The 21,757-nt window shown below is 45.0% G+C and carries 13 protein-coding genes; 7 read left to right on the top strand and 6 right to left on the bottom strand.

Going from position 1 to position 21,757, the window contains the following annotated elements:
* The first annotated feature begins 122 nt into the window (after positions 1–122).
* The gene (locus HDC92_RS11625; protein ID WP_183874641.1) at positions 123–3,704 is read left to right on the top strand and encodes a gliding motility-associated C-terminal domain-containing protein; all 3,582 of its coding nucleotides are present in this window, start codon (positions 123–125) and stop codon (positions 3,702–3,704) included.
* A gap of 19 nt (positions 3,705–3,723) precedes the next feature.
* Here the strand turns inward: HDC92_RS11625 and HDC92_RS11620 are convergent, their stop codons facing one another.
* Positions 3,724–4,734, bottom strand: coding sequence for a type IX secretion system membrane protein PorP/SprF (locus HDC92_RS11620; RefSeq protein WP_183874639.1), 1,011 nt, complete (start codon positions 4,732–4,734; stop codon positions 3,724–3,726).
* 328 nt (positions 4,735–5,062) lie between these two features.
* On the opposite strand from HDC92_RS11620, the gene HDC92_RS11615 reads away from it, so the two are divergent.
* The 3 genes from HDC92_RS11615 to HDC92_RS11605 all read left to right on the top strand — a co-directional run bounded on the left by HDC92_RS11615 (position 5,063) and on the right by HDC92_RS11605 (position 9,128).
* A complete protein-coding gene (locus HDC92_RS11615; protein WP_183874637.1) occupies positions 5,063–5,533 on the top strand; it encodes a GAF domain-containing protein in 471 nt (156 codons plus the stop codon).
* 212 nt (positions 5,534–5,745) lie between these two features.
* The gene (locus HDC92_RS11610) at positions 5,746–8,910 is read left to right on the top strand and encodes a LamG-like jellyroll fold domain-containing protein (RefSeq protein ID WP_183874635.1); all 3,165 of its coding nucleotides are present in this window, start codon (positions 5,746–5,748) and stop codon (positions 8,908–8,910) included.
* A 29-nt stretch (positions 8,911–8,939) separates the two neighbouring features.
* The gene (locus HDC92_RS11605) at positions 8,940–9,128 is read left to right on the top strand and encodes a PID-CTERM protein-sorting domain-containing protein (RefSeq protein ID WP_183874633.1); all 189 of its coding nucleotides are present in this window, start codon (positions 8,940–8,942) and stop codon (positions 9,126–9,128) included.
* Here the strand turns inward: HDC92_RS11605 and HDC92_RS11600 are convergent.
* Genes HDC92_RS11600 through HDC92_RS11585 form a run of 4 tightly spaced genes read right to left on the bottom strand, consistent with a single transcriptional unit; the run spans position 9,118 to position 15,489 of the window.
* Complete coding sequence (locus HDC92_RS11600; protein WP_015809538.1) at positions 9,118–9,972, bottom strand: N-acetylglucosamine kinase; 855 nt, start codon at positions 9,970–9,972, stop codon at positions 9,118–9,120. The two genes, HDC92_RS11605 and HDC92_RS11600, sit on opposite strands and share 11 nt — an antisense overlap.
* Positions 9,973–9,990: 18 nt before the next feature.
* Complete coding sequence (locus tag HDC92_RS11595) at positions 9,991–11,313, bottom strand: TolC family protein (protein WP_255484513.1); 1,323 nt, start codon at positions 11,311–11,313, stop codon at positions 9,991–9,993.
* Positions 11,294–14,404 carry an efflux RND transporter permease subunit gene (locus tag HDC92_RS11590; protein WP_183874631.1) on the bottom strand — a complete coding sequence of 1,037 codons (3,111 nt, stop codon included), beginning with the start codon at positions 14,402–14,404 and terminating at the stop codon, positions 11,294–11,296. The genes HDC92_RS11595 and HDC92_RS11590 overlap by 20 nt, the downstream gene beginning before the upstream one ends.
* Entirely contained in the window at positions 14,401–15,489 is a 1,089-nt protein-coding gene (locus HDC92_RS11585) for an efflux RND transporter periplasmic adaptor subunit (protein ID WP_183874629.1), read from the bottom strand. Before HDC92_RS11585 ends, HDC92_RS11590 begins: the two co-directional genes overlap by 4 nt.
* A gap of 181 nt (positions 15,490–15,670) precedes the next feature.
* Between HDC92_RS11585 and HDC92_RS11580 the strand changes: the two genes are divergently transcribed.
* Entirely contained in the window at positions 15,671–17,461 is a 1,791-nt protein-coding gene (locus HDC92_RS11580; RefSeq protein WP_183874627.1) for a M61 family metallopeptidase, read from the top strand.
* Positions 17,462–17,548: 87 nt separating this feature from the next.
* On the opposite strand, the gene HDC92_RS11575 is transcribed toward HDC92_RS11580, so the two are convergent.
* Complete coding sequence (locus HDC92_RS11575) at positions 17,549–18,028, bottom strand: hypothetical protein (protein ID WP_036674904.1); 480 nt, start codon at positions 18,026–18,028, stop codon at positions 17,549–17,551.
* 216 nt (positions 18,029–18,244) lie between these two features.
* Here HDC92_RS11575 and HDC92_RS11570 point away from each other — a divergent pair, with 216 nt between their 5' ends.
* On the top strand, positions 18,245–20,017 hold the full coding sequence (locus HDC92_RS11570) for an AMP-dependent synthetase/ligase (protein WP_015809532.1): 1,773 nt from the start codon (positions 18,245–18,247) through the stop codon (positions 20,015–20,017).
* Positions 19,995–21,710, top strand: a complete 1,716-nt coding sequence (gene ggt / locus HDC92_RS11565) for a gamma-glutamyltransferase (RefSeq protein ID WP_183874625.1) — start codon at positions 19,995–19,997, stop codon at positions 21,708–21,710. The genes HDC92_RS11570 and ggt overlap by 23 nt, the downstream gene beginning before the upstream one ends.
* The last annotated feature ends 47 nt before the right edge of the window (positions 21,711–21,757 follow it).

Here is a 21,757-nt window from a genome sequence, read left to right as displayed (position 1 = left end):
GTCCAATATTTTTTCCTGGATGTTTATACAGGGTTTCTGCTTTGTAGCAGACTGCCTCTCATTTATTAAAATATTTATGCTATAATTACATTAAATTGTAAATTGGCTTTTCATTTTAAATTATGCGCTACGCCAAGTATGCCACGCTGGTATTTCTGCTCTTAAGTTCTGTTGTCGGCTTTGCCCAGACTTATACGGTTACGAGTAAAGAAGATAGTGGCCCGGGCACATTAAGAGAGGCCTTGACCTCAGTGCCACCCAATACCACCGGCTATACCATTAATTTCAATCTGCCAGGTGCTATGGACGAAGCAAACAGGACCATCAGGTTGCGCACTGCCTTGCCAGCTATACCGTCAAATGTGACCATTGACGGAAGTTCCCAGCCCGGCTGGACAGCACTCGGGGTTTCAGGGGCTAAAATTATCCTGGAACCTGAATTTGCCAATTCTACTTTTCATGGTTTAACCATCGGAACGTTTAACAGCGTATATACACAGGTTGTGAATGTAGAAATTTATGGCCTGTTCCTTCGTAATTTTGCAAGGTTCAGCAGTCTGCAGAATGTAAATACCAATCAGGGCTCAGGAATAGTGATCGATTACAGGGCCAGCAATATAAAAATCGGTGCACCTGGTAAGGGAAATGTGATAGGGGGTACCATCAACGGGATCATGGTGAGTAACTCCGGTTTTTACACTGCAGCAACTTTGGCCAATATCAGTATCCAGTCTAACTTGATCGGTGTATTATATGACGGGATTACAGCCATCCCGAATATTGCCGGTGTTTCAGCCAATCTGTATGAAACCTCAATGACCATAGGAGGGGATGACGATAGGGAAGGCAATGTAATTGCGGCCAATCAGACCAATATCAACATCAACCGCTCAAACCCTTCTGCTACCCGGACCAGTGTTGTGATTGTAAACAATAAGATTGGCGTAGATGCCAGTGGAACAAATGACTTTCATGACCTGCAATTGTTCCTCTTATCTTCTTCACTGGAAATTCATGGTGTAAAAGTGAATTCCTCAAACACAGATCTTTACCTGCGCAAAAACATCATTTCAGGTAACCGCACTACAGGTGTATCCATCACAAATTCAGATTTTGTGCTGACAAGTAACCTGATCGGTACCGGAAAAACAAGAACAGAGCAATTGGGCAACGGGGTAGGGGTTAGAATTGAAGGTATCGCGACAGGGATGATAGGAGGTACAGTTACATCTGACCTGGGAAATAGCATTGCCAATAACAATTATGGGGTAGAACTGCTTTCTTCAAGGGCAGTTAAGATCATGCGGAACAGCTTTTTTTGCAACAAAGTATTTGGTATAGGCCCCGCCTTAAATTATACGCAGGCCTTCGTACAGGTACTCATCAAAAGACCCAATCACCTGGAAGGCAAAGCAACGCCAAATGCTGAAGTAGAGCTTTTTTATACACAGAACTGTAATGGGATCTGCGAAGGAAAGGAATATATAGTAACGGTTCAGGCCGATGCCAATGGCCGCTGGAAATATGATGGCCCTTTAACCGGAAATGTTACGGCTACGGCAACGCCCATATTGAATGGAACCACCTCGCAGTTTTCAACTGCGGCCCTGCTGGAAAATGATGCCATTGTTACTATGGTTACCTGTAACGGAGATGGGGCCATAAAAATCCCTGAGCCCAGGGAAGGCTTTCTTTTTACCTGGAACAGGATAGAAGAGAATGGGACACGGACAGTTTTGATCCCTCAGGGAACAATACAGGAAATAAGCAACCTGCCTGTTGGAAATTATGAAGTGGTTGTGGATGATGGATGTAAAGCCGTTGCCAAACAGTTTCTGATCAAAGACCAGAAACTGACCAATCTTGTGGTAAACTGGCCAAGCCCGGGCTGCGGCCAATTAACTTTCCCCTTTTCGGCCAATGTGGACAGGGGCGAGGGGACCCTCAGTTACCAGTGGATCAATGCCATTACCGGGCAAATAGCGGCCACAGGTAAAAATGTAAGCATGCCCGAGGGTTCCTATAAATTAAAAGTAACAGATCAGGCGGGGTGTTTTCTGGAATCCGCAGTAAGGGTCATCACCAGGCTCCCTTCGCCAATTATCAATATTGTACCCAGAGTGGTAGGGCAGGCCACCTGCGGAGAGGCAAATGGCTCTATTAAAAATATTGCGGTAACGGATATTATTGGTACGGCAACCTATAAATGGTTTGAGATGACCCGCGATCCGGTAAACGGTGCCTGGGTACAGGGGGCAGAGGTTGGCCAGAACCTGGACTTGACCGGTGTGCCCGGAGGTGTATACATGCTGGAGGTAAAAGATCAGGGCCCTTGTCCGGCAGTCAGGATCAGCGCTCCTTACATTACCGTCACCATTACCAATTCGGTCATCATCAACAATGGTACACCAGTCAGCACAACCTGTAACAATAACAACGGCGCCATAAACGGCATTACCATTGTTCAGGGCGATAATTATAAGCTGACCGCCATAGGCAGTACATTTGAAAAGACCGGTACCTGCCAGCCTGGTGTCCCTTTTAACATTACAGCACTTCCTCCGGGCAATTATACACTCAATGCAAGTAATTCGGTTACCCTGTGTACCTCATTGGCAAGAAACTTTACCATTACCGCTACACCCATCCTGCAGTACACGGCCCAGGTATCGGCTAAGTCTGATGCTTCCTGTGGTACCAACAATGGATCTATCCGTTTGGTATACCCCAATAATGTAAAGCCCCTGGCCGGAAAATACCATTGGGAGAATGCAGCGGGACAAACCTATCCGGGAACAGCCGAGCTGATCGAAAATCTGCCGGAAGGAAGTTATGAACTGAAAATAACAGATCCGAATGGCTGTACCTCAGATCCTTTGGGGCCTTATGTAATAGCAAGAATACCTTTGCTGATTGTTGATAAAACCATAGGTGTAGTTGTGGATGACCAGTGTGCATTGGGACGTGGATCTGTTACAGGAGTTAAAATTGAAGGGGGGCTGCCTTTAAGCGGTACTGGCAATGATGCTGTATATAAATACATCTGGAAAGACCTGTCCGGTAATACGGTGGGTACCAATCGCGACCTGACCAATATCGCTGCGGGCGATTATTATCTTGAAGTTTATGACCAGACCACCTGTGGTTTCGACAAGAGCAAGACCTTTAGCATCGCTGCCCCGGTAATTCCTTTGGCTACACCTGTGGTCAACAGTATGCGGGTATGTTACGCTACCGAGATCATGCTGCCTGTACTGGCCCCAGAAGAAGGTACTTACCAGATGTACCTTGCCGGGAACAATACCATGCCTTTAATGGAAAGCACCAATGGAAAGTTTATTTTTAAGGTAAGCAAGACCGGTGATTATGTGATCCGCAGAAAACTGGGAAGCTGTTACAGCGATTTTACACCTGTGCATATAGAGGTAACCAATGACAACCTGGAGATCAAAAACACCATGACCCCTAATGGCGATGGCATGAACGATTACTGGATGATCACCGGGTTACCGGACCATGCCGATATCAATATCAAGATCTATACCCGAAGTGGTCAGCTGGTATATGAATCTGTTGGGCCTTATAACAAGCCTTTCGATGGTCGTTTCAGGGGTAAAGACCTGCCCGCCGGAGCATATTATTATAAAATAGACCTGAGGGCCGACTGCAGACCAATAGGGGGCAGCATTACACTTTTAAGATAGTATTTAAAAAAGAATCTGGTTAAAACTGACGGGTAGAACACTTTACGTCGTAGCGGTTATTGAGCAGGATACCCAATACAATTTCATGTGTGCCATTGTTTACAGACCTTAATGCAGAAGTGGTTACATCATAAGAATAGCTGATATTGATTAGAGAAGCTACGTTAAAACCAGCCAGCGCAGAAAAGGAATCGTTATTCCTTAAACTCCCGCCAATCCAGAATTTATCCTGATAGGCAATTTTAAGATTGGCATCAATGGTGGTAGGGGCACTCAGCCAATAGGTCAGTAAAGTAGAAGGGATGAAAGCAATATCTTCATCTACAAAAAATTTATAACCGGCAGTGCCATAAAATACAGTGGTCTGGTAAGCCGGTAAATTGCTTTGCCTGTTTGCGGTTTTAGAACGATAGCCCAGTACCTGCTTGGCAGATGCACCAGCAAAAAAACGCGGACTGTACAGCCAGAGCCCGCCACCTATATCAGGTCTTATTTTGTTGTTATAATCGGCGGATAACAAAGGGTCGGCTGTATGCTCGACCGTTACATTGGCCACATCTATGCTGGTAGAAGAGATGCCTGCAGAGATGCCAACCGATAAATTAACATCATAGCTGAGGCCCAGATGGTAGGCATAGGTCGCATTGATATTGGTCTGTCTTATCCGGGCCGCTTTGTCTGTCAGCGCATAAAAACCTATTCCATGATGAGGTTCGGCAGAAGTGTAGTTATTTACATAACTGCGGCTTAAAGGGTTGTACCCCGCACCCGAAAAGGAATTCACAGAGCTTCTTACAAAGTCCTGCCCGATCGGGGCATGTACAGAAATGTATTGGGTAACGGGTGCCCCCTCCAGCCCTTTCCACTGGTTTCTGTAACCCAGTTTTAAATCGGTATAATTGTCTATCCCCGATATGGCCGGATTAATTAAGTAATTGTTAAAGATGTATTGTGTAGACCTGGGCTGCTCCTGCCCATAGCAAATCAGACTGAACAGCAGAATTACAGAGAGGTAAAAAAATGATTTCATTCTGATCAAATAGCCTTTGGGTATCCAATAATAAGATAAATTTTGTGTATAATGAATATTTAAAATAAAATGCTAAAAATAAACAGAATTTAAGGGTTATTTAATTCAACATTGTGAGTAAATATTTACCCCTGTAACCAGGTCAGTAATTTGTTTTTCTGGTGTTGTTTACAAACTGCATATTAAATAATAATTCCCAATTAATTTAAAAAACGGGTTATTTAACCCGGTTAAGCTGGTTCTGTTTTTGGCTGATTTCTGGAACACCATTTTTTTGAGGTTTTAAAAAATAGGGTATGGTAATTGCCTGATCAGGATATACCTAGATATGAGACAATTGGAAAAAAAACTAAGAAAAAGCATCGCCTCTGATGAACGGTCGCGGTTAGAAAACCTGAAAAACTATAAAATCTTATATACCAAGTCTGAGCCTGTTTTTGATCAGCTTGCAGCATTTACCGCAAAAATGTTGAATACGCCAATCGCCCTGATCAATTTTGTTGACCAGGAGAGCAGCTTATGTTCGCTGGCCATTATCAATGAGAGTGGGATTGCATTTGAAAACTTTGAGCAGCATCCTTATCTGATGTCCAATGCACTAATAGCCGGAGAATCTGGTTTAGGGTTTTACGCTGCTGTGCCCATCACTACAGATGAAGGCCTGCGTGTAGGTACAGTTTGTATTGTAGACAAAAAACACAGAAAGTTCCTGCCCCAGGAACAAAGGAAAATGGAGTGGGTTGCCGGTATGGTGAAGAAAGAGATCAACAGAAGAATAGCCGGCCGGATCATGGCCTGATCCGCAAGGAAATTCTCAGGGATATAAAGCCCTGTCTGCTCAAATAAATCATTTGATCAGACAGGGCTTTTTTTTGCAAGGTAAACCTCCGGTCTGTAAACTTGTTTTCTTATTTTAATATAAAATTATGTATTTACGATATTAATATCTATAATTACAGTGTAATTAATTAACTAATTAAATATATTGTGATTATAAATTAAATATTGGAAATGTATTCAAATTTTTGGACAAGGCAGATTTTGTTGGTTTTGTTACTGCTGGCAGGAAGTCCTGCCCTTGCCCGCAGCTGGATGCCCGGCTATAATTTCAGAAAGAAAATAACCATTGATCAATCGAAAGTTTCCGGTACGGCCAGTCTTTTAAACTTTCCTGTGCTGATTGTCCTTGAGGATGCTGAACTCAGGTACATCGGCAATTGCGAAGGAAGGTTGCAGAACAGCAGGGGGCTGGATATCTCCTTTGCAGCAACCAATGCCCCTCAGCTGCCGCTTGCTTTTCAGCTTGACCATTATGATGCGGTTAATGGGAAACTGGTGTGCTGGGTAAACATTCAGGAGCTATTTACCGGCAGCAATCCTGGCCATAACGAAATCTATCTTTATTATGGCTCAACCTATATCCACGACCCGTTTACGCTTTCTGCAAGGGCCACCTGGCCGGCCAGCTATCAGCAGGTCTGGCACCTGAACCTGGATGCTGCACCTTCCATAAGCCGCAGTGCAAATCATGGTCCGGAGATGAGTATGACAGGGAGTCCGGGAACAGGGCCGGCTAACTTCCCTGCTGCCCATATTGGCAATGGACTGTTGCTGAATGGCAGTACGGATGGGATGGCTGCTGCAGCAGATACCAATACGACGGTTTGCATTACCGCCTGGATTAAAATGGATCACAGGGGCACTGAGCAGGTGATTTTAGCCAGCGACACCACTGCTGGGGGATATGTCATTAAGGTGAATGCCCAGGGTAACCTTGTTTTTGAAACTAAAAATGCTGAAGGTTTCAGAAGTGCCACAACCGCCGAGGTATTGGCAGTAAATACCTGGTACAACCTTGTCTGTATTTTTATTAAAGGGATAAGAAGAATATACATCAATGGGGTATATAAAGCTGGCGGCGGATCAAATGGGGTAAAGCTTGGGCGGTCGGGGACATTGAGTATTGGCAAGAGTAAACAGAATGGCAGCTATTTTAAGGGTACAATTGATGAACTGAGGATTCAAAATGTGGAGCGTAATGTCGACTGGATCAGCACTGAATACAGGAACCAGGCTAATCCAGCCAGCTTTATCAGCGTTGCAGCTGAGGAAGTTAATCCGGCAAATGTTCAGGTGGTCAACGAGTTTACCGGAGCTGCCGGAACGGAAGACTGGTCGGACGAGGGGAACTGGAGTTTAGGGGCTTTACCTGCACAAAATGCTCAGGTGATTATTAAAGGAGGTAAAAAAACGAAGCTTTTAGCTCCTGCGGTAACCATGATTAATCAGCTCAATTTAGAACCCGGGGCAAGACTTCATCTGCAGAGCGGCCTTGAAGTAAATTGTGCGGCCAGTATTGCAGCAAATGCTGCTGTAGTACTGGAGGATGGAGCAAGGCTCACTTTTAAATACGATGTGCTGAACCATGGCCGCATTGGTTTAAATAAGGATCATGGCAGTCTTGTTTTCAGGGGAGGGCATGCATTGCAAACGCTTTCAGGTACGGGCCTGGTTACTGTTTCGCGGCTCGAAGTAGAGCTGGCCTCGGCTACCCATACGCTGTTGCTGCAATCCCCGCTAAATGTGGGCAAACAGGTACAGCTGATCAGGGGAACCCTCAATTCCAACGGAAACCTCAGCCTGCTTGCCGATACCTCAAATTATGGTGCCGCATTGATGCCGGTAACAGGTCCCGGTAATACACAGCTCACAGGAGATGTACACGTACAGCATTTTGTGAAAGGAAACTTTGCTGCCCCTTCAACGGCAAGGGGCTGGTGCTTGCTGGCTGCTCCCGTATACCGGTCTGAATTAAACGGGCAGCCGCAAAATAATTTCGCGGCCATTCAGGCCAGTGTCTTTGTAACCGGTACTGGCGGTACTTTAAATGGCTTTGATGCCTCGCCCAATAATGGAGGAACGATTTATACACACGATCAGTCCTTACCCGGCAGCCTTTCACAAAAATACAAGGCCATTCCCAATATGGATGTCAGCATCCCATCCGGAAAGGGTTTTTATCTGTTTTCAAGAGGCAGCAGGAATATTCCCGATGCCTACCTGCACCAAATCCAGACACCTCCGTTTTCTAATCCAGGGCCTTACACCATTACCTATACCGGTAAATTGTATACAGGCGATTTAACGGTAAACCTTTTTAACAGGAACAGCGGGGGAGAGGGCGATGGTTTTAACCTGCTCGGAAACCCGTATGCTTCGGCAATCCGCTGGGCCGCATTGCAAAAACAAAATGTCAGTCCCTTCATCTGGGTATTCAATACACAAAACAATGCCTATCAGGTTACAGACGACCCGGATTATATCATCCCTTCGGGAACTGGCTTTTTTGTGCGGGTAAACAGCGGAAATGCCAGTGGTTCGCTCAGTTTTCAGGAAAGCGCAAAATATACCGGTACTACTGTTCCGGCAGCGCAGATGGCCCTTAGGGAGTCCCGAAGGGCAGAGGAAACAACAAGCAGGTTAAAAATACAGCTGTATGCAGCCGGACTGACCGACAGTTATACATTGATTTTTAGCAGCAAAGGTAATGATGGGATAAATGATGCAGATGCCGGAAAAATTGGAGAAGGTTACCTGAGCATTGCAGGGATAGCCGGGAACGGAACAAAATTGTCTATAGATGAGCGCGCAATAGACAGCCTCCGAAAAGAGGTCTGTTTGTACCTGAAGGGCTGGGCAAGCGGAAATTATACTTTAAATTTAAAAGCATCGCTTAAACCCAATGAGGAAATTGTACTGGCCGACCGTTATCTTGGTATCAATAAACATTTAACAGAACCGGAAAGCAATTGCCATTTTTTTATAGACACCGCCATTCCGGCATCTTACGGTCAGCAACGCTTTGCTATTCTGTACAGGGAGCTCCCGGAAGTAAAGCAACAAGATACCGAAACCGATAAAAACATTGTGGTATATCCCAATCCCTTTAAGGAGTGGCTTTACCTGAAGTCGGCCAGGCTGACCTATAAAAATCTGAAAGTTTTAATCAGGGATATCACGGGCAGGGTAGTCTGGAGTAGCGTGCTTCCCATTCTGGATGCGGGTATTCCGGTTCAGCAGTACTGCGGGCAGCTGGTAAAAGGGGTCTATTTTTTACAACTGCTTAATCCGAAAAACAATAAAGTGGAAGCTGTTTTTAAAGTATTGCGAAACTAAACAAACAATATGTCTGTAAAACCAATTGTATGAAATATCCCCTGGTGCTGATTTTAATACTGCTATGGACCTCCCTGTGGGCCATGCAGGCTGACGACCCTGGTTTGCCGGGTGATGATCCCGATTTACCTGTTGACGGCGGTGTTGCGGCCTTGCTGCTTGCCGGGGCAGCTTATGGATTAAGGAAAATTAACCAGCAAAAAAATACTAGACGGTGATGCCTTCTTTTCTTAAAATGTAATTGTAAATGCCTTCGATTGGCTTCTGGAGGATCTGTCCTACTTTTACCTGGCTATTTAAACACACTTCTCTTAAAATGTCCTGGTAAATAAAGCCGATAGAACCCACAAAATGGCAATCCAGACTCTTGTAATTGCTGTAATCCTTAATGTTGCTGTCTACAAATTCCTGAAAACCTTCCCTTAAAATATTCAGGATAAAGGGGTGTGCTTTATGGTTTACCATAAACCTGCTGATAGAGGCCAGATAAGTATTCGGAGCTGGTTTCTGGTATACATTGGTGATTACGGTTTCTTTGTCGATCTGGTATTCCTGTCCAAATTCGAAGGCCAGTTCGGCAGGCATCTGGTTGTACAGGTAGCTGGTAACCAGTTTGCGCCCAAACCAGGTGCCCGAGCCTTCATCTCCAAGTACATAACCCAGTCCATGCGCTCCATGGTGCAGTGTTTTGCCGTCATAATAAGAGATGTTTGAGCCTGTACCTAAAATACAGGTCAGCCCTTTTTTGTCGCCGCATGTTGCATAGGCAGAACCCATCAGGTCGTGCTCTACAGATACATAGGCATTGGTAAAAAAGGAGGAGATTCCATTAGAGATGATCTCTACTTTATCTGGTGAAGAACAGCCTGCACCAAAGAAATAAACCTCTTTTACCTGACTTGCATAAGCGGCGATTTCCTTTTTCTTGGAAAAAAGCTTAAAAATGTCGTGTGCATTTAAAAAGTAAGGGTTTATACCTTGTGTATTGAAGTTGATTTGTTCATTTGGGCTGTAACCCATCCAATCGGTCTTTGTAGAACCACTGTCTGCTACTAGAATCATTCGCTAAAAATAGTAATCTTATTGAATATTTAAAGTACCACTGATTTCTTTTAGGCTGATTTCTGTAAGTTTTGCCTGATATTGCGCCTCCAGATACCTGGTAATGGCATCAATTGAGTTTTTTTGCGCCTCTCTTAACTCCAGTGGCGAAATACTGCCCAGACGGTATTTTTCCAGTGTAATGTCCAGGTTTTGTTTGGCAATGTCTACATTGTTTTGCTCCACTTTCAGCAAATCCAGGTTGGTACTGTAGTTCTGATAGGTCGAGATCAGCTGGGCTGTGATGTCCTGTTTTGTCTTGTCCAGCATTAGTGCAGATGAATTGATCTCTATCTTTGCATTGCGCTCGTTTTGCCTTTGCAAAAAACCGTTAAAGATATTCAGGCTTGCCGTAAGACCATATGTAAAACCCGTAGCACGCTGCTGGGTATTAAAGCCGGTCGGACTGGCGCTTTTCTGAAACTCATAACCACCATTTACGCCTACTACAGGGTAGCGCTGACCTTTTACCTGCTTTAAATTCAGCTCTGCAATTTTTTTACTGATAAAGGCATTTTGCAGGTCGGGGTTTAACTGTTCCATTTGTCCGGCTAAAGTGCCATAATCCAGTTTCGAATCTATATCAATTGCTTCATCCACCTTAAAATCAAGGTTCAGGTCCCTGGCCATTACCTGGTTTAAAGCTGTTTTTGCAGTTTTCAACAGGTTAATTTCCTGCAGGTAAGCTGCAGTATCCGTATTGTAGTCAACCTTTGCGGCCAGCACATCCAGTTTAGAGCCCCTGCCAATAGCCAGTTTATTGTCTGCAATTCTTAGGCGCAGCTGCGAGATGTCGAGTGCCGTATCCCTTGCCCTCACCAATTGCTGCTCCTTTAATACCGTAAAATAAGAGCTGATCACATTGCTCACCGTAGTTAAAATAGTGGCTTTGGCGTTCACTTCCCCTTGTTTTTGCAATTCTTTCAGCCGTTCATAATTGGTAAACATCTGTAAGCCATCAAAAATTGTCCAGCCTAGTGAGGCGCCATAGCTCATATTGGTATTTCTCACCCCGTCCAGCGTTTGCTGGTTGCCATTGCTCTGTGTCCTGGTAATGTTCTGGCGGCTTCCCCCATCACTAAAACTTCCATCCAGGCTGGGCAGCATGCCTGCATTTCCCGGGTTTACATTATTTTTAGCAATCTGGATGTCGTTATTTACCAGTTTAATATCATAATTGTTTTTAAGTGCAGTAGCAATGGCTTCCTGCAGGCTCAACTGTTCCTGTCCGTAAGCCAGCCCGGTACCTGCACACAAAAGCACCAAGGCAAACATAAAAGCCCTACTTTTCATCTTTCTCATGTTCTAATGCTGCTTTTAATGAAAGTTCCAATTCTGTATTTGTTTTGTGTTCTTTAGACCAGTACGAATAAATTGCAGGGATTACAAATAGGGTCAGGATCAATGCAAAGGTTGTTCCGCCCACAATTACGATCCCCATACCCATGCGGCTCTTGGCTGCAGCACCCAGCGCCATGGCAATGGGCAGGGCGCCGATAGCAATGGCCAGACTGGTCATCAGAATCGGGCGCAGCCTCGAAACCGAAGCTTCCCTGATGGCATCATGTACACTTTTGCCTTTTTCTTTCAGCTGGTTGGCAAATTCTACAATCAGGATGCCGTTTTTGGTTACCAGACCAATGAGCATGATGGTACCGATCTGGCTAAATATGTTCCAGCTTTGTCCGAACAGCCAGAGGGATAGAAATGCACCTGCAACAGCCATCGGAACGGTCAGGATAATGATGATCGGGTCAATAAAGCTTTCAAACTGTGCCGACAGGATCAGGTAAACCAGCAATAAAGCCAGGCCAAAGGCAAAGAGCGTATTGGAAGAACTTTCCTTAAAGTCCCTCGATTCCCCACCAAGATCGGTAGAGAAAGATTCGTCCAGTACCTTCTCTGCAATCCTGTCCATCGCGGCTATCCCTTCCCCGATGCTTTTGCCCGGTGCAAGGCCTGCCGAAACTGTGGCTGCCGTAAAACGATTGTTGCGGTACAATTGAGGGGGACTGCTTTCTTCTTTAGCCGTTACCACATTGTCCAGCTGTATCAGTTCATTTTTATCGTTCCTTACATATACCGAACTCAGGTCAAGCGGATCCTTACGGTCGCCCACTTCAAACTGCCCGATCACCTGGTATTGTTTGCCATTCATGAAGAAATAGGAAAAACGCTGGCCACTTAAGCCCAGTTGCAGGGCCGTACCAATATCGGCTACTGAAACACCCAGGTTTTTGGCTTTGTCCCTGTCTATGCTCAGGTCAATCTCAGGCTTATTAAATTTCAGGTTTACGTCCGAAGTGGTAAAAGTCGGATCTTTCGAAACCTCATCCATAAACAAAGGCACTTTTTCCCTTAGTTTTTCAAAGTTCTGTGCCTGGATGATATAATTTACCGGTAAACCACCGCGCCGGCCCACAGAAATGGTAGGCTGCTGGGTAACTGTAACCTTGCCTTCCGAGTATTTCCTGGTAATTTTGGTCAGTTTTGAAGCAATATCTGCCTGTGTGCGTTCCCTGTCGCCCGGATCTACCAGCCCCATTCTAACAAAACCACTGTTGGTAGCACCTGTGCCCCCAAAGCCCGGTGAAGTAATGGTGATGTTCACTTTCTTTTCAGGCACAGAATCATTGATCATGTCCTGTACTTTCATCATAAACCGGTCGGTATAGGCAAAAGAAGAACCTTCAGGTGTGGTCAGGTTCATGTTTATCGCACTGCGGTCGTCATAAGGTGCGGTTTCTTTGGGCAATATTTTCCAGAACAATACAATGATCCCTACACAGGCCACTATAATGGGTATGGCCAGCCATTTCCGGTCCAGAAATTTATTCAGTTTCTCGGCATAGCCATCATTTAGCTTTACAAAATAAGGCTCTGTCAGTTCATAGAACCTCGATTTTTTGTGTCCTGTTTTTTTCATCAGGTAGGCATTCAGCATGGGTGTCAGGGTAAGCGACACAAATGCAGAGATCAGTACAGCAGCGCCGATTACCACCCCAAATTCCCTGAACAGACGGCCTACAAAGCCCTGTAAAAAGATTACAGGTAAAAACACGGCGGCAAGGGTAATGGAAATAGAGATGACGGCAAAAAAGATCTCGTTGGAACCCTTTATTGCAGCCTCAAAAGGCGAATAGCCCTCCTCTACTTTTTTGAAAATGTTCTCTGTAACCACAATACCGTCGTCCACCACCAGGCCTGTTGCCAAAACCACGGCCAATAGCGACAGTACATTGATAGAGAACCCAAAAATGTACATGATGAAAAAGGTAAACACAAGGGATACCGGAATGTCGATCAGCGGACGGATGGCGATGGCCCAGTCCCTGAAAAACAGGTAAATGATCAGGATCACCAGGATGAGCGATAAAATAATGGTTTCTGCCACTTCAGTTACCGAGGCTTTGATAAACTTGGTTGTGTCCAGGGATATGTTCAGCTTAATGTCCTGGGGCACATCTTTCTCCAGCTGGGCAAACCTTTTGTCAAACTCCTTGGAGATGTCGAGATAATTGGCGCCGGGTTGCGGGATCAGGCCTACAGCAACCATCGGTTTGCCGGATTCCCTCAATACGGTCTCCTCGTTTTCTGATCCCAGCTCCACAAAACCAACATCCTTTAAACGCACCACATTATCGGTATCGTTCTTCAGGATCAGGTTATTGAACTGTTCGGCATTGGTTAATTTTCCAAGGGTCTTTACAATCAGTTCCGTATTTGATCCGGTTATTTTTCCGGAAGGCAGTTCCACATTTTCCCTGTCCAGTGCTGCAACAATATCCTGGGACGTTAAGCCGTAAGCGGCCAGCTTATCCGGCGAAATGCGGATCCGCATGGCATATTTCCTTTGCCCCATGATCTGGATGCTACTTACCCCGGTAATGGTCTGCAGCCTGTCGGCAATTACATTCTCTGCATAATCGCTCAGCTCCATTACATTGCGCTTGTCGCTTTGTACGGTCATCGTAATCACTGCGTCCGAGTTGGCATCGGCCTTGCTCACTACCGGGTTGCCGTCAATATCTTTGGGTAACCTTCTTGCTGCTTCCGATACTTTATCGCGCACATCGTTCGCGGCATCATCAATATTCTTGTTCAGGTTAAACTCAATGGTGATGTTGCTGCTGCCCTGGTTGCTGGAGGAGGAGATGTTCCTGATCCCATCTATCCCGTTGATGGATTTTTCCAGCGGTTCTGTGATCTGCGATTCAATGATGTCTGAGTTTGCACCCGGATAGGACGTCCGTACATTGATTACAGTAGGGTCAATGTTCGGATATTCGCGTATACCCAGAAAGTTATAGCCGATTACCCCGAACAAAAGGATCATCAGGTTCATCACTATGGCCAGTACCGGCCTTTTTATACTCGTGGTTGAAATACTCATAAAGCAGCCTTGTTTTTAACCACAGAAACTTTAACCGGGGCATCCTGTTTTAAGGCCATGGCGCCCGTTGTCAGTACAGTATCCCCAATGTTCAGGCCCGAGGTAATTACAATGTGATCGGCGGTGCGTGTGCCGGCTTCTACAGGCACCTGTTGGGCTTTGCCGTCTTTGGTAATGAACACGGTCTTTCCTTTCAATACCGGGATAATGGCTTCATTGGGAATGAGCAGCGCATTTTTTTGTGTGCTAAGGGCCAGCTTTATCTTGGCAAAAGAACCAGGCCTCAATTCGTTGCCCGCATTGGGCACCAGTGCCTTGATCTGTAAAGTACGTGTTTGTGTGTTTATTCCGGGCTCTATTGCAAAAACACTGCCCGTAAATTTTTTGTTGTAGCCATCTGTCGTAAAGGAAATCTCCGAATTCAGTTTAATCTGGCCAATGTATTTTTCCGGTACCGAAAAGCTGATCTTTAGCGGGTTGATGCTGGATAAATTTGCAATCAGCGTACTGGGCGTAAGGTAACCGCCTACGGATATGGAGCGTAAGCCTATTTTACCACTAAAGGGCGCATAGATGGAAGTCTTTGCCAGCTGTGCACGGATCAGCTGGGTCTGTGCCTTTAAAGACTGGAGGTCGGCAAGGGAAGTGTCGTATTCTTCCTGACTGATTGCACCTTTTTCCAGCAGTTGTTTAGAGCGGTTTTCATTGGTGGCAGATAGTTTTTGCTTGGTTAAAGCCTCCTGCAGCTGTGCCTGTATGTCGCGGTCGTTGATCTTGACCAGCAGCTGGCCCTTGCTCACATTGGCCCCCTCTTTAAAATTGATGCTGGTTACCAGCCCCGACACCTCACTGCGCAATTCTACGGCCTCATTTGCTTCCAGTGTACCGGTTACATCAAGATCATTGGTAAAATCGCTGGTCTGTACCACAATTCCGTCAACCTGTAAACCTTTCGACGATCCTCCTTTTCCTTTACCCGGACCGGCACCATCTTCGGCAATTTTTTTATTGGCCGAAATCCGGTAGTAAATCAAATAGGCAATCCCCAAAACGATCAGGGCATAAATGACGTATTTTAGTTTCATCTGTGTTTTGTTATGGTTGTGTAGCTGTTATAGTTAACGAACAAAAATATTTAAAATGACTATAACAGCTTGTATTAAGTGTGTTACAGGTAGTGTTCTTGCCGATATGGGGCCCCTTAGCTGCATCTGTCTTGCTTTAGGAATCAAATTTTTCTATTTTGGCGCGATTAAGTATTGAACTATGATTAAAACATCAATATTGGGATTGGTAATATTACTATTTGCAGGTATGACAGCAAAATCGCAGGTTAAAATAAGATTCGATATCAGTTTTACAGAGCCCCAGGCGCACTATACGGAGGTAGAAATGAACATTTCAGGCCTGGTTAAAGATTATATAGATATAAAAATGCCGGTATGGGCCCCGGGTTCGTACCTGGTGCGCGAATTTGCTAAAAGTGTGGAAGGTTTTGGGGCTACGGCCAATGGCAAAATCCTTAAACATGAAAAGGTGAGAAAAAACACCTGGAGGGTGTACACGGCTAAAGCGAATGCCCTTAAAATTAAGTACAGGGTATATGCTTTTGAAGTTTCGGTGCGTACATCTTTTATTGATGAAAACCATGCGTTTTTGTCGAGCAGCGGTATATTTATGTACCCTGACGGTTTGCTTAAAACACCGAGTACAGTAAAGATCAACCCTTATAAAGGCTGGACTAAAGTATCTACCGGACTGGAACCGGTTTCGGGGCAGCAATTTACCTATACCGCTGCCGATTTTGACATTTTGTTCGACAGCCCTATTGAAGTAGGTAACCAGGATGTTTTTGAATTTATGGCCTCGGGGCTTAAACATGAAGTGGCCATGTACGGCGGCGGGAATTACGATAAGGAGCGCCTTAAAGTGGATATGGCCAAAATTGTGGAGCAGGGGACGGCCATTTATGGCGAAAACCCAAATAAGCATTATACTTTTATTGTCCATAATTTTTCTTCCGGTGGCGGCGGTCTGGAACACCTGAACTCTACGGTACTGGGTGCAAAACGCGATGCTTATGCTACCGAAACCGGCTATAAAGGCTTTTTAGAGCTGGTTGCGCACGAGTATTATCATTTATGGAACGTAAAAAGGATGCGCCCTGTGGCCTTAGGCCCCTTTGATTACGACAATGAGAACTATACCACCAATTTATGGATAGCAGAGGGTTTTACCGCCTATTACGAAAATAAACTGATGCTGCGTGCTGGTTTTACAGACGAGAAAGGCTTTGTAGATGCACTGGTTACGGCAGTCAGCAATGTTTCCAATACCCCAGGCAACAAGGTGCAGTCGGTTGCCGAAGCCAGTTACGATGCCTGGATCAAATATTACAGGCCTAATGAAAATTCGAACAACACTACAGTTTCTTATTATGCCAAGGGCGAGGTAGTAGGCTTATTGATGGACCTGGAAATAGCCCATGCCACAAAAGGTGCTAAAAGTCTGGACGATGTGATGAAAGCCATGTACCTGCAAAATAAAGCACAAAAAAGAGGGTATACCGATGCAGAATTTAAGGCTATGGTAGAAAAGATCAGCGGGGCCAGCTTTACAGATTTCTGGGCTAAATACGTGAATGGCACCACTGCAATCGACTACCATAAATATTTTGGCTATGCAGGTATCAACATAACCAATGAAAATGAAGGTAAAAGTATCCCGTATTTGGGCATTGCCACTAAAAATCAGGGAGGAAGGGTCATTATTACTACTGTTTCACGCAATTCGGCGGCCTGGGTTGACGGGCTCAATGTGAATGATGAAGTGATCAGTGCAGATGGCGCCCCTGTTGAAATAGCGATTGATAAAATGGCCGCAGTTGCCGGTAAAAAAGTTGGAGAGACGGTAACTTTTAAGGTAGCCAGAGATGGGATCCTTAAAGACATTACAGTTACCCTTAAAGCCAGCCCGAACCTGAAACTTGTGGGGCAGATAGACGAAAAGGCCACAGAACTGCAAAAGGCAGTAAGGAAGGCCGTATTGTTTAAATAATATGAGGCGGTTACGACCACCCTGTAAATTAAAAAGCGCCTGGTTAAATCATAACCAGGCGCTTTTTAATGCATTTATAAGTTTTGTTTAGAACGTGAAACGTACACCCAAACCTATATCGCCACCCCAGAAACCTGTATCAGGTGTAAGTTGCAGCGCAGGAATCCAATCTAAAGATAAATTGATAGGGGCTCCGTTAAATTTATAATCAAGTCCTAAAACACCATTGGCCGACAAATAAAAATCGCTGCCGCCACCATGTTTAATTTTGTAAGAACCTATAGTTGCACCACCACCATAGAACCAGTTTAAACCTTCAGCTCCATTGATCGGATTGTAAACTTCATATAAGCCGGTAAGGTTGGCATAGCTTACCCCATCGTTGCTCCTAAAGTTTCCGATCAGTTCAAGCATTGCACCTTTGTTCAGTTTAGTTTTAAAACTTACCCCATTTGCATTACCAAAGCGGCCACCAATAGCGTTGTTATAGCTCTGAGCGTTGGCATCAGTGCTGTTCATCGTAAAAAATGCAGCTAAGGCAAAAACAGTAAAAAGTAATTTTTTCATAATCATAATTTATTTATTTAATTTTTCTATTGTTCCATGCGTAGCAACTATTGTGCCGATAATCATAGAAATGTAAATAATGTCATGGCTGCCGGACCTGCATACTGAGAAAGTTCTTTTTCCATTAATTATTTTTAGTTAAGTTTGAGAACAAGGGTTGTACAGGTTCTTTCTGTAAAATCTTTTAACCAGATCTTTTATTTAAGCTGATGATGTATGGCTGCAACGGTAACAAGAGTATTTGATTTACTTCAATATAATTTAGAGAAATTTCCTAAACAGGAGTTTATAAGTGGCAAGGTGAATGGGAAATGGCAGAAATACAGTACGCAGGAATTTAGCGATACCGTTGATGCATTGAGCAGGGGGCTGATTGAGCTGGGTATCGGTAAAGCATCCCGGGTAGCCGTGATGTCGGCAAACCGGCCCGAATGGAACATTACAGATTTTGCAGTGATGCAGATCGGGGCCTACCACATTCCCCTTTATCCTACGCTTGCAGAACATGATGTGAAGTTTATCCTCGAGAATGCAGAAATTACCGTCATTTTTGTGGCAGATGAACCTTTGTACAACAAACTAAAACCGGTTTGTGAGGAGCTGAAGAAAGACATTCAGATCTATACTTTTGATGAAGTTAAAGGAGCCGGCAACTGGCAGACGCTGGTTAAGACCGGACAGCAAAAGACCGAAACAGACCTAGAGGCCTATCGCAGCCAGATTACACCCGAAGATATTTTAACGCTCATTTATACCTCGGGCACTACAGGTACACCCAAAGGGGTAATGCTGACCCATAATAACCTGGTCAAAAACTTTGAAAATTCGGCTGTGCTGCTTCCTGACGGGATTCGTAAAGGCCTTAGCTTTTTACCCCTTTCGCATATTTTTGAGCGCATGGTGGTTTACCTGTACATGTATTGTGATACGGCGGTATATTATGCCGAAAGTATGGACACTATTGTGGCCGACATACAGTTTGTAAAACCCAATGTTTTCTCTACCGTTCCGCGCCTGCTGGAAAAGGTATATGAAAAGATCATGGAGAAAGGCAAGGCACTTACAGGGATCAAAAGGGGGATATTTTTCTGGTCTGTGGCCCTGGCCGAAAAGTTTGAAATTGAAAACAGCTGGTTTTATAACCTGAAGCTGGGCATTGCCCGGAAACTGGTGTTTAAAAAATGGCAGGAGGCCCTTGGTGGCGAAATTGTAGTGATCATTTCGGGAGGCGCGGCCTTAAACCCGCGACTGGCCAGGATTTTCTGGGCTGCGGGCATGCCGGTATTTGAGGGCTACGGACTTACCGAAACCTCACCGGTAATTACGGTGAACCATTTTGGCAATACCATGTTTGGAACGGTAGGCCCCCCAATTAATGGGGTAGAAGTTAAAATAGCAGAAGATGGAGAGGTGCTGGCCCGTGGACACGACATTATGAAAGGCTATTATTTAAGGGACGACCTGACTGCCGAAACCATAGATAAAGATGGCTGGTTCCATACAGGTGATATCGGTGAACTGGTCAATGGCCGGTTTTTAAAGATCACCGACCGGAAAAAAGAGATCTTTAAAACTGCAGGCGGTAAATACGTGGCACCGCAGATGATAGAAAATAAGTTTAAGGAAACGGTACTGGTAGAGCAGGTAATGGTACTAGGCGAAAACCGCAAATTTCCGGCAGCTTTAATTGTACCTAATTTTGTAGCTTTAAAATCATGGGCAGCTAAAAAAGGGATCAATTATACCACAGACGAAGAAATGGCCAAAAATCCGCAGGTGATAGAGAAGTTTAACCAGATTGTGCTGAATTCCGGTAAGGATTTCGGGAAATGGGAACAGGTAAAGCGCTTTGAACTGCTGGCTAAACCATGGAGTATTGACGGTGGGGAGCTGACCCCCAAGCTGAGCCTGAAAAGAAAAGTTATATTGGAAAAATACGCAACCATTATTGAAAAAATATATACCGATGCAGAAAACTATAAGGCTTAAACATTTTGCCCCCCTTGCCGGAGTACTTTTTATAGCAGCTACTTTAGCTGCCTGTGTTGGCGGACAGCTTGGGAAGAACAACAGTGGAGAATACCGCAACGGAATGGTGGTATCGGCAAATGCAGAAGCCTCGGGGGTAGGATTAAATATTTTAAAGAAAGGCGGCAATGCCGTTGACGCCGCTGTAGCCGTTCAGTTTGCACTGGCCGTGGTATACCCCAATGCCGGAAATTTAGGTGGTGGCGGTTTTATGGTGTACCGCTCGGCATCGGGTGAGACCAATGCTTTGGATTTCCGCGAAAAAGCTCCCGGACTGGCTTTTAAGGATATGTATTTAGATGCTGCAGGCAATCCTGTTAAGGAAAAAAGCCTGGATGGACATTTGGCCGCAGGTGTACCGGGTTCTGTGGCCGGCATGGTAGAAGCACATCAGAAATATGGTAAATTAAAATGGGCAGAGCTGGTTCAGCCCGCAGTTTTACTGGCCAGGAACGGCTTTAAAATAACAGCACGTACCGCAAGGGAGCTGAACAGGGAAAAAGAACGCTTTGTAACGTATAATCCGCTTGGCACAGCCCTGGTAAAAGAAGGGGAATGGGCTGAGGGTGATGTTTTAGTCCAGAATGAGCTGGCAAATACCCTGGAACAGATCAGGGATAAGGGCCGCGCAGGCTTTTACGAAGGCCCGGTTGCCGATAGCCTGGTGGCAGAGATGAAACGTGGCGCCGGGATCATATCCGCTGCAGATTTAAAAAACTATAAAGCCGTATGGCGCAAGCCCATTGTTGGCAATTACAAAGCCTATAAAATTATCACCATGCCACCCACCTCCAGTGGTGGTATTGCTTTGCTTCAACTGCTGAAATCTGTTGAACCTTACCCTTTAAAACGCTGGGGATTAAACTCAGATTCGACAGTACAGGTGATGGTTGAAGCAGAAAGGAGAGTATATGCCGATCGTGCAACGCATTTAGGCGATCCGGATTTCTTTAAAGTGCCCCAGAAACAACTGATCGATCCTGCATATATCAAAAGCAGGATGTCAAACTTTAACTGGGCACAGGCCAGCTTAAGCTCGGACATTAAAGCCGGTGTATTTAATGTACCTGAACATGAAGAGACCACCCATTTTTCTATTGTAGACAGGGATGGCAATGCTGTTTCGTTAACTACAACCCTAAATGGTTCTTATGGTTCTGCAGTGGTGGTAAAAGGAGCGGGCTTTTTATTGAACAATGAAATGGACGACTTTTCTGTAAAACCGGGGGCACCAAATATGTACGGTTTATTGGGCGGCGAAGCAAACACCATTGTACCAGAGAAAAGGATGCTGAGTTCGATGACGCCAACCATAATAGAAAAGGACGGTAAACTATTTATGGTAGTGGGCACCCCGGGTGGCTCTACCATTATGACCTCTGTTTTTCAGACCATCATCAATGTCATAGAATTTGACAAAAGTATGCAGTCGGCCGTTACCGCAAAGCGGTTCCACCACCAATGGATGCCTGATTCTGTATATGTGGAAAAAGGGACGCTGGACAGTGCAGCTGTATTGGAGCTGAGCAAAAGAGGCTATCACCTTAAGCCAAGAGGGCCTATTGGCCGGGTTGACGCGATATTGAAAACCAAATGGGGTTATTATCAGGGTGGGGCTGATCCCCGTGGGGATGATAAAGCAATGGGCTGGTAGCTGTGTAGAAAAATCGGCTATAGTTTGGCCTGATAATTGAATAGTTG

Origin of the sequence: Pedobacter sp. AK017, from assembly GCF_014200825.1 — a bacterium.
GTDB classification, from domain to species: domain Bacteria; phylum Bacteroidota; class Bacteroidia; order Sphingobacteriales; family Sphingobacteriaceae; genus Pedobacter; species Pedobacter heparinus.
The sequence above is the reverse complement of the archived record's forward strand: the minus strand, read 5'-3'. Positions and strand labels throughout refer to the sequence as shown.

Coding starts and splice junctions, on each gene's coding strand:
- HDC92_RS11625 (WP_183874641.1), top strand. CDS start 123: ATGCGCTACGCCAAGTATGCCACGCTGGTATTTCTGCTCTTAAGTTCT.
- HDC92_RS11620 (WP_183874639.1), bottom strand. CDS start 4,734: ATGAAATCATTTTTTTACCTCTCTGTAATTCTGCTGTTCAGTCTGATT.
- HDC92_RS11615 (WP_183874637.1), top strand. CDS start 5,063: ATGAGACAATTGGAAAAAAAACTAAGAAAAAGCATCGCCTCTGATGAA.
- HDC92_RS11610 (WP_183874635.1), top strand. CDS start 5,746: ATGTATTCAAATTTTTGGACAAGGCAGATTTTGTTGGTTTTGTTACTG.
- HDC92_RS11605 (WP_183874633.1), top strand. CDS start 8,940: ATGAAATATCCCCTGGTGCTGATTTTAATACTGCTATGGACCTCCCTG.
- HDC92_RS11600 (WP_015809538.1), bottom strand. CDS start 9,972: ATGATTCTAGTAGCAGACAGTGGTTCTACAAAGACCGATTGGATGGGT.
- HDC92_RS11595 (WP_255484513.1), bottom strand. CDS start 11,313: ATGAGAAAGATGAAAAGTAGGGCTTTTATGTTTGCCTTGGTGCTTTTG.
- HDC92_RS11590 (WP_183874631.1), bottom strand. CDS start 14,404: ATGAGTATTTCAACCACGAGTATAAAAAGGCCGGTACTGGCCATAGTG.
- HDC92_RS11585 (WP_183874629.1), bottom strand. CDS start 15,489: ATGAAACTAAAATACGTCATTTATGCCCTGATCGTTTTGGGGATTGCC.
- HDC92_RS11580 (WP_183874627.1), top strand. CDS start 15,671: ATGATTAAAACATCAATATTGGGATTGGTAATATTACTATTTGCAGGT.
- HDC92_RS11575 (WP_036674904.1), bottom strand. CDS start 18,028: ATGAAAAAATTACTTTTTACTGTTTTTGCCTTAGCTGCATTTTTTACG.
- HDC92_RS11570 (WP_015809532.1), top strand. CDS start 18,245: ATGGCTGCAACGGTAACAAGAGTATTTGATTTACTTCAATATAATTTA.
- ggt (WP_183874625.1), top strand. CDS start 19,995: ATGCAGAAAACTATAAGGCTTAAACATTTTGCCCCCCTTGCCGGAGTA.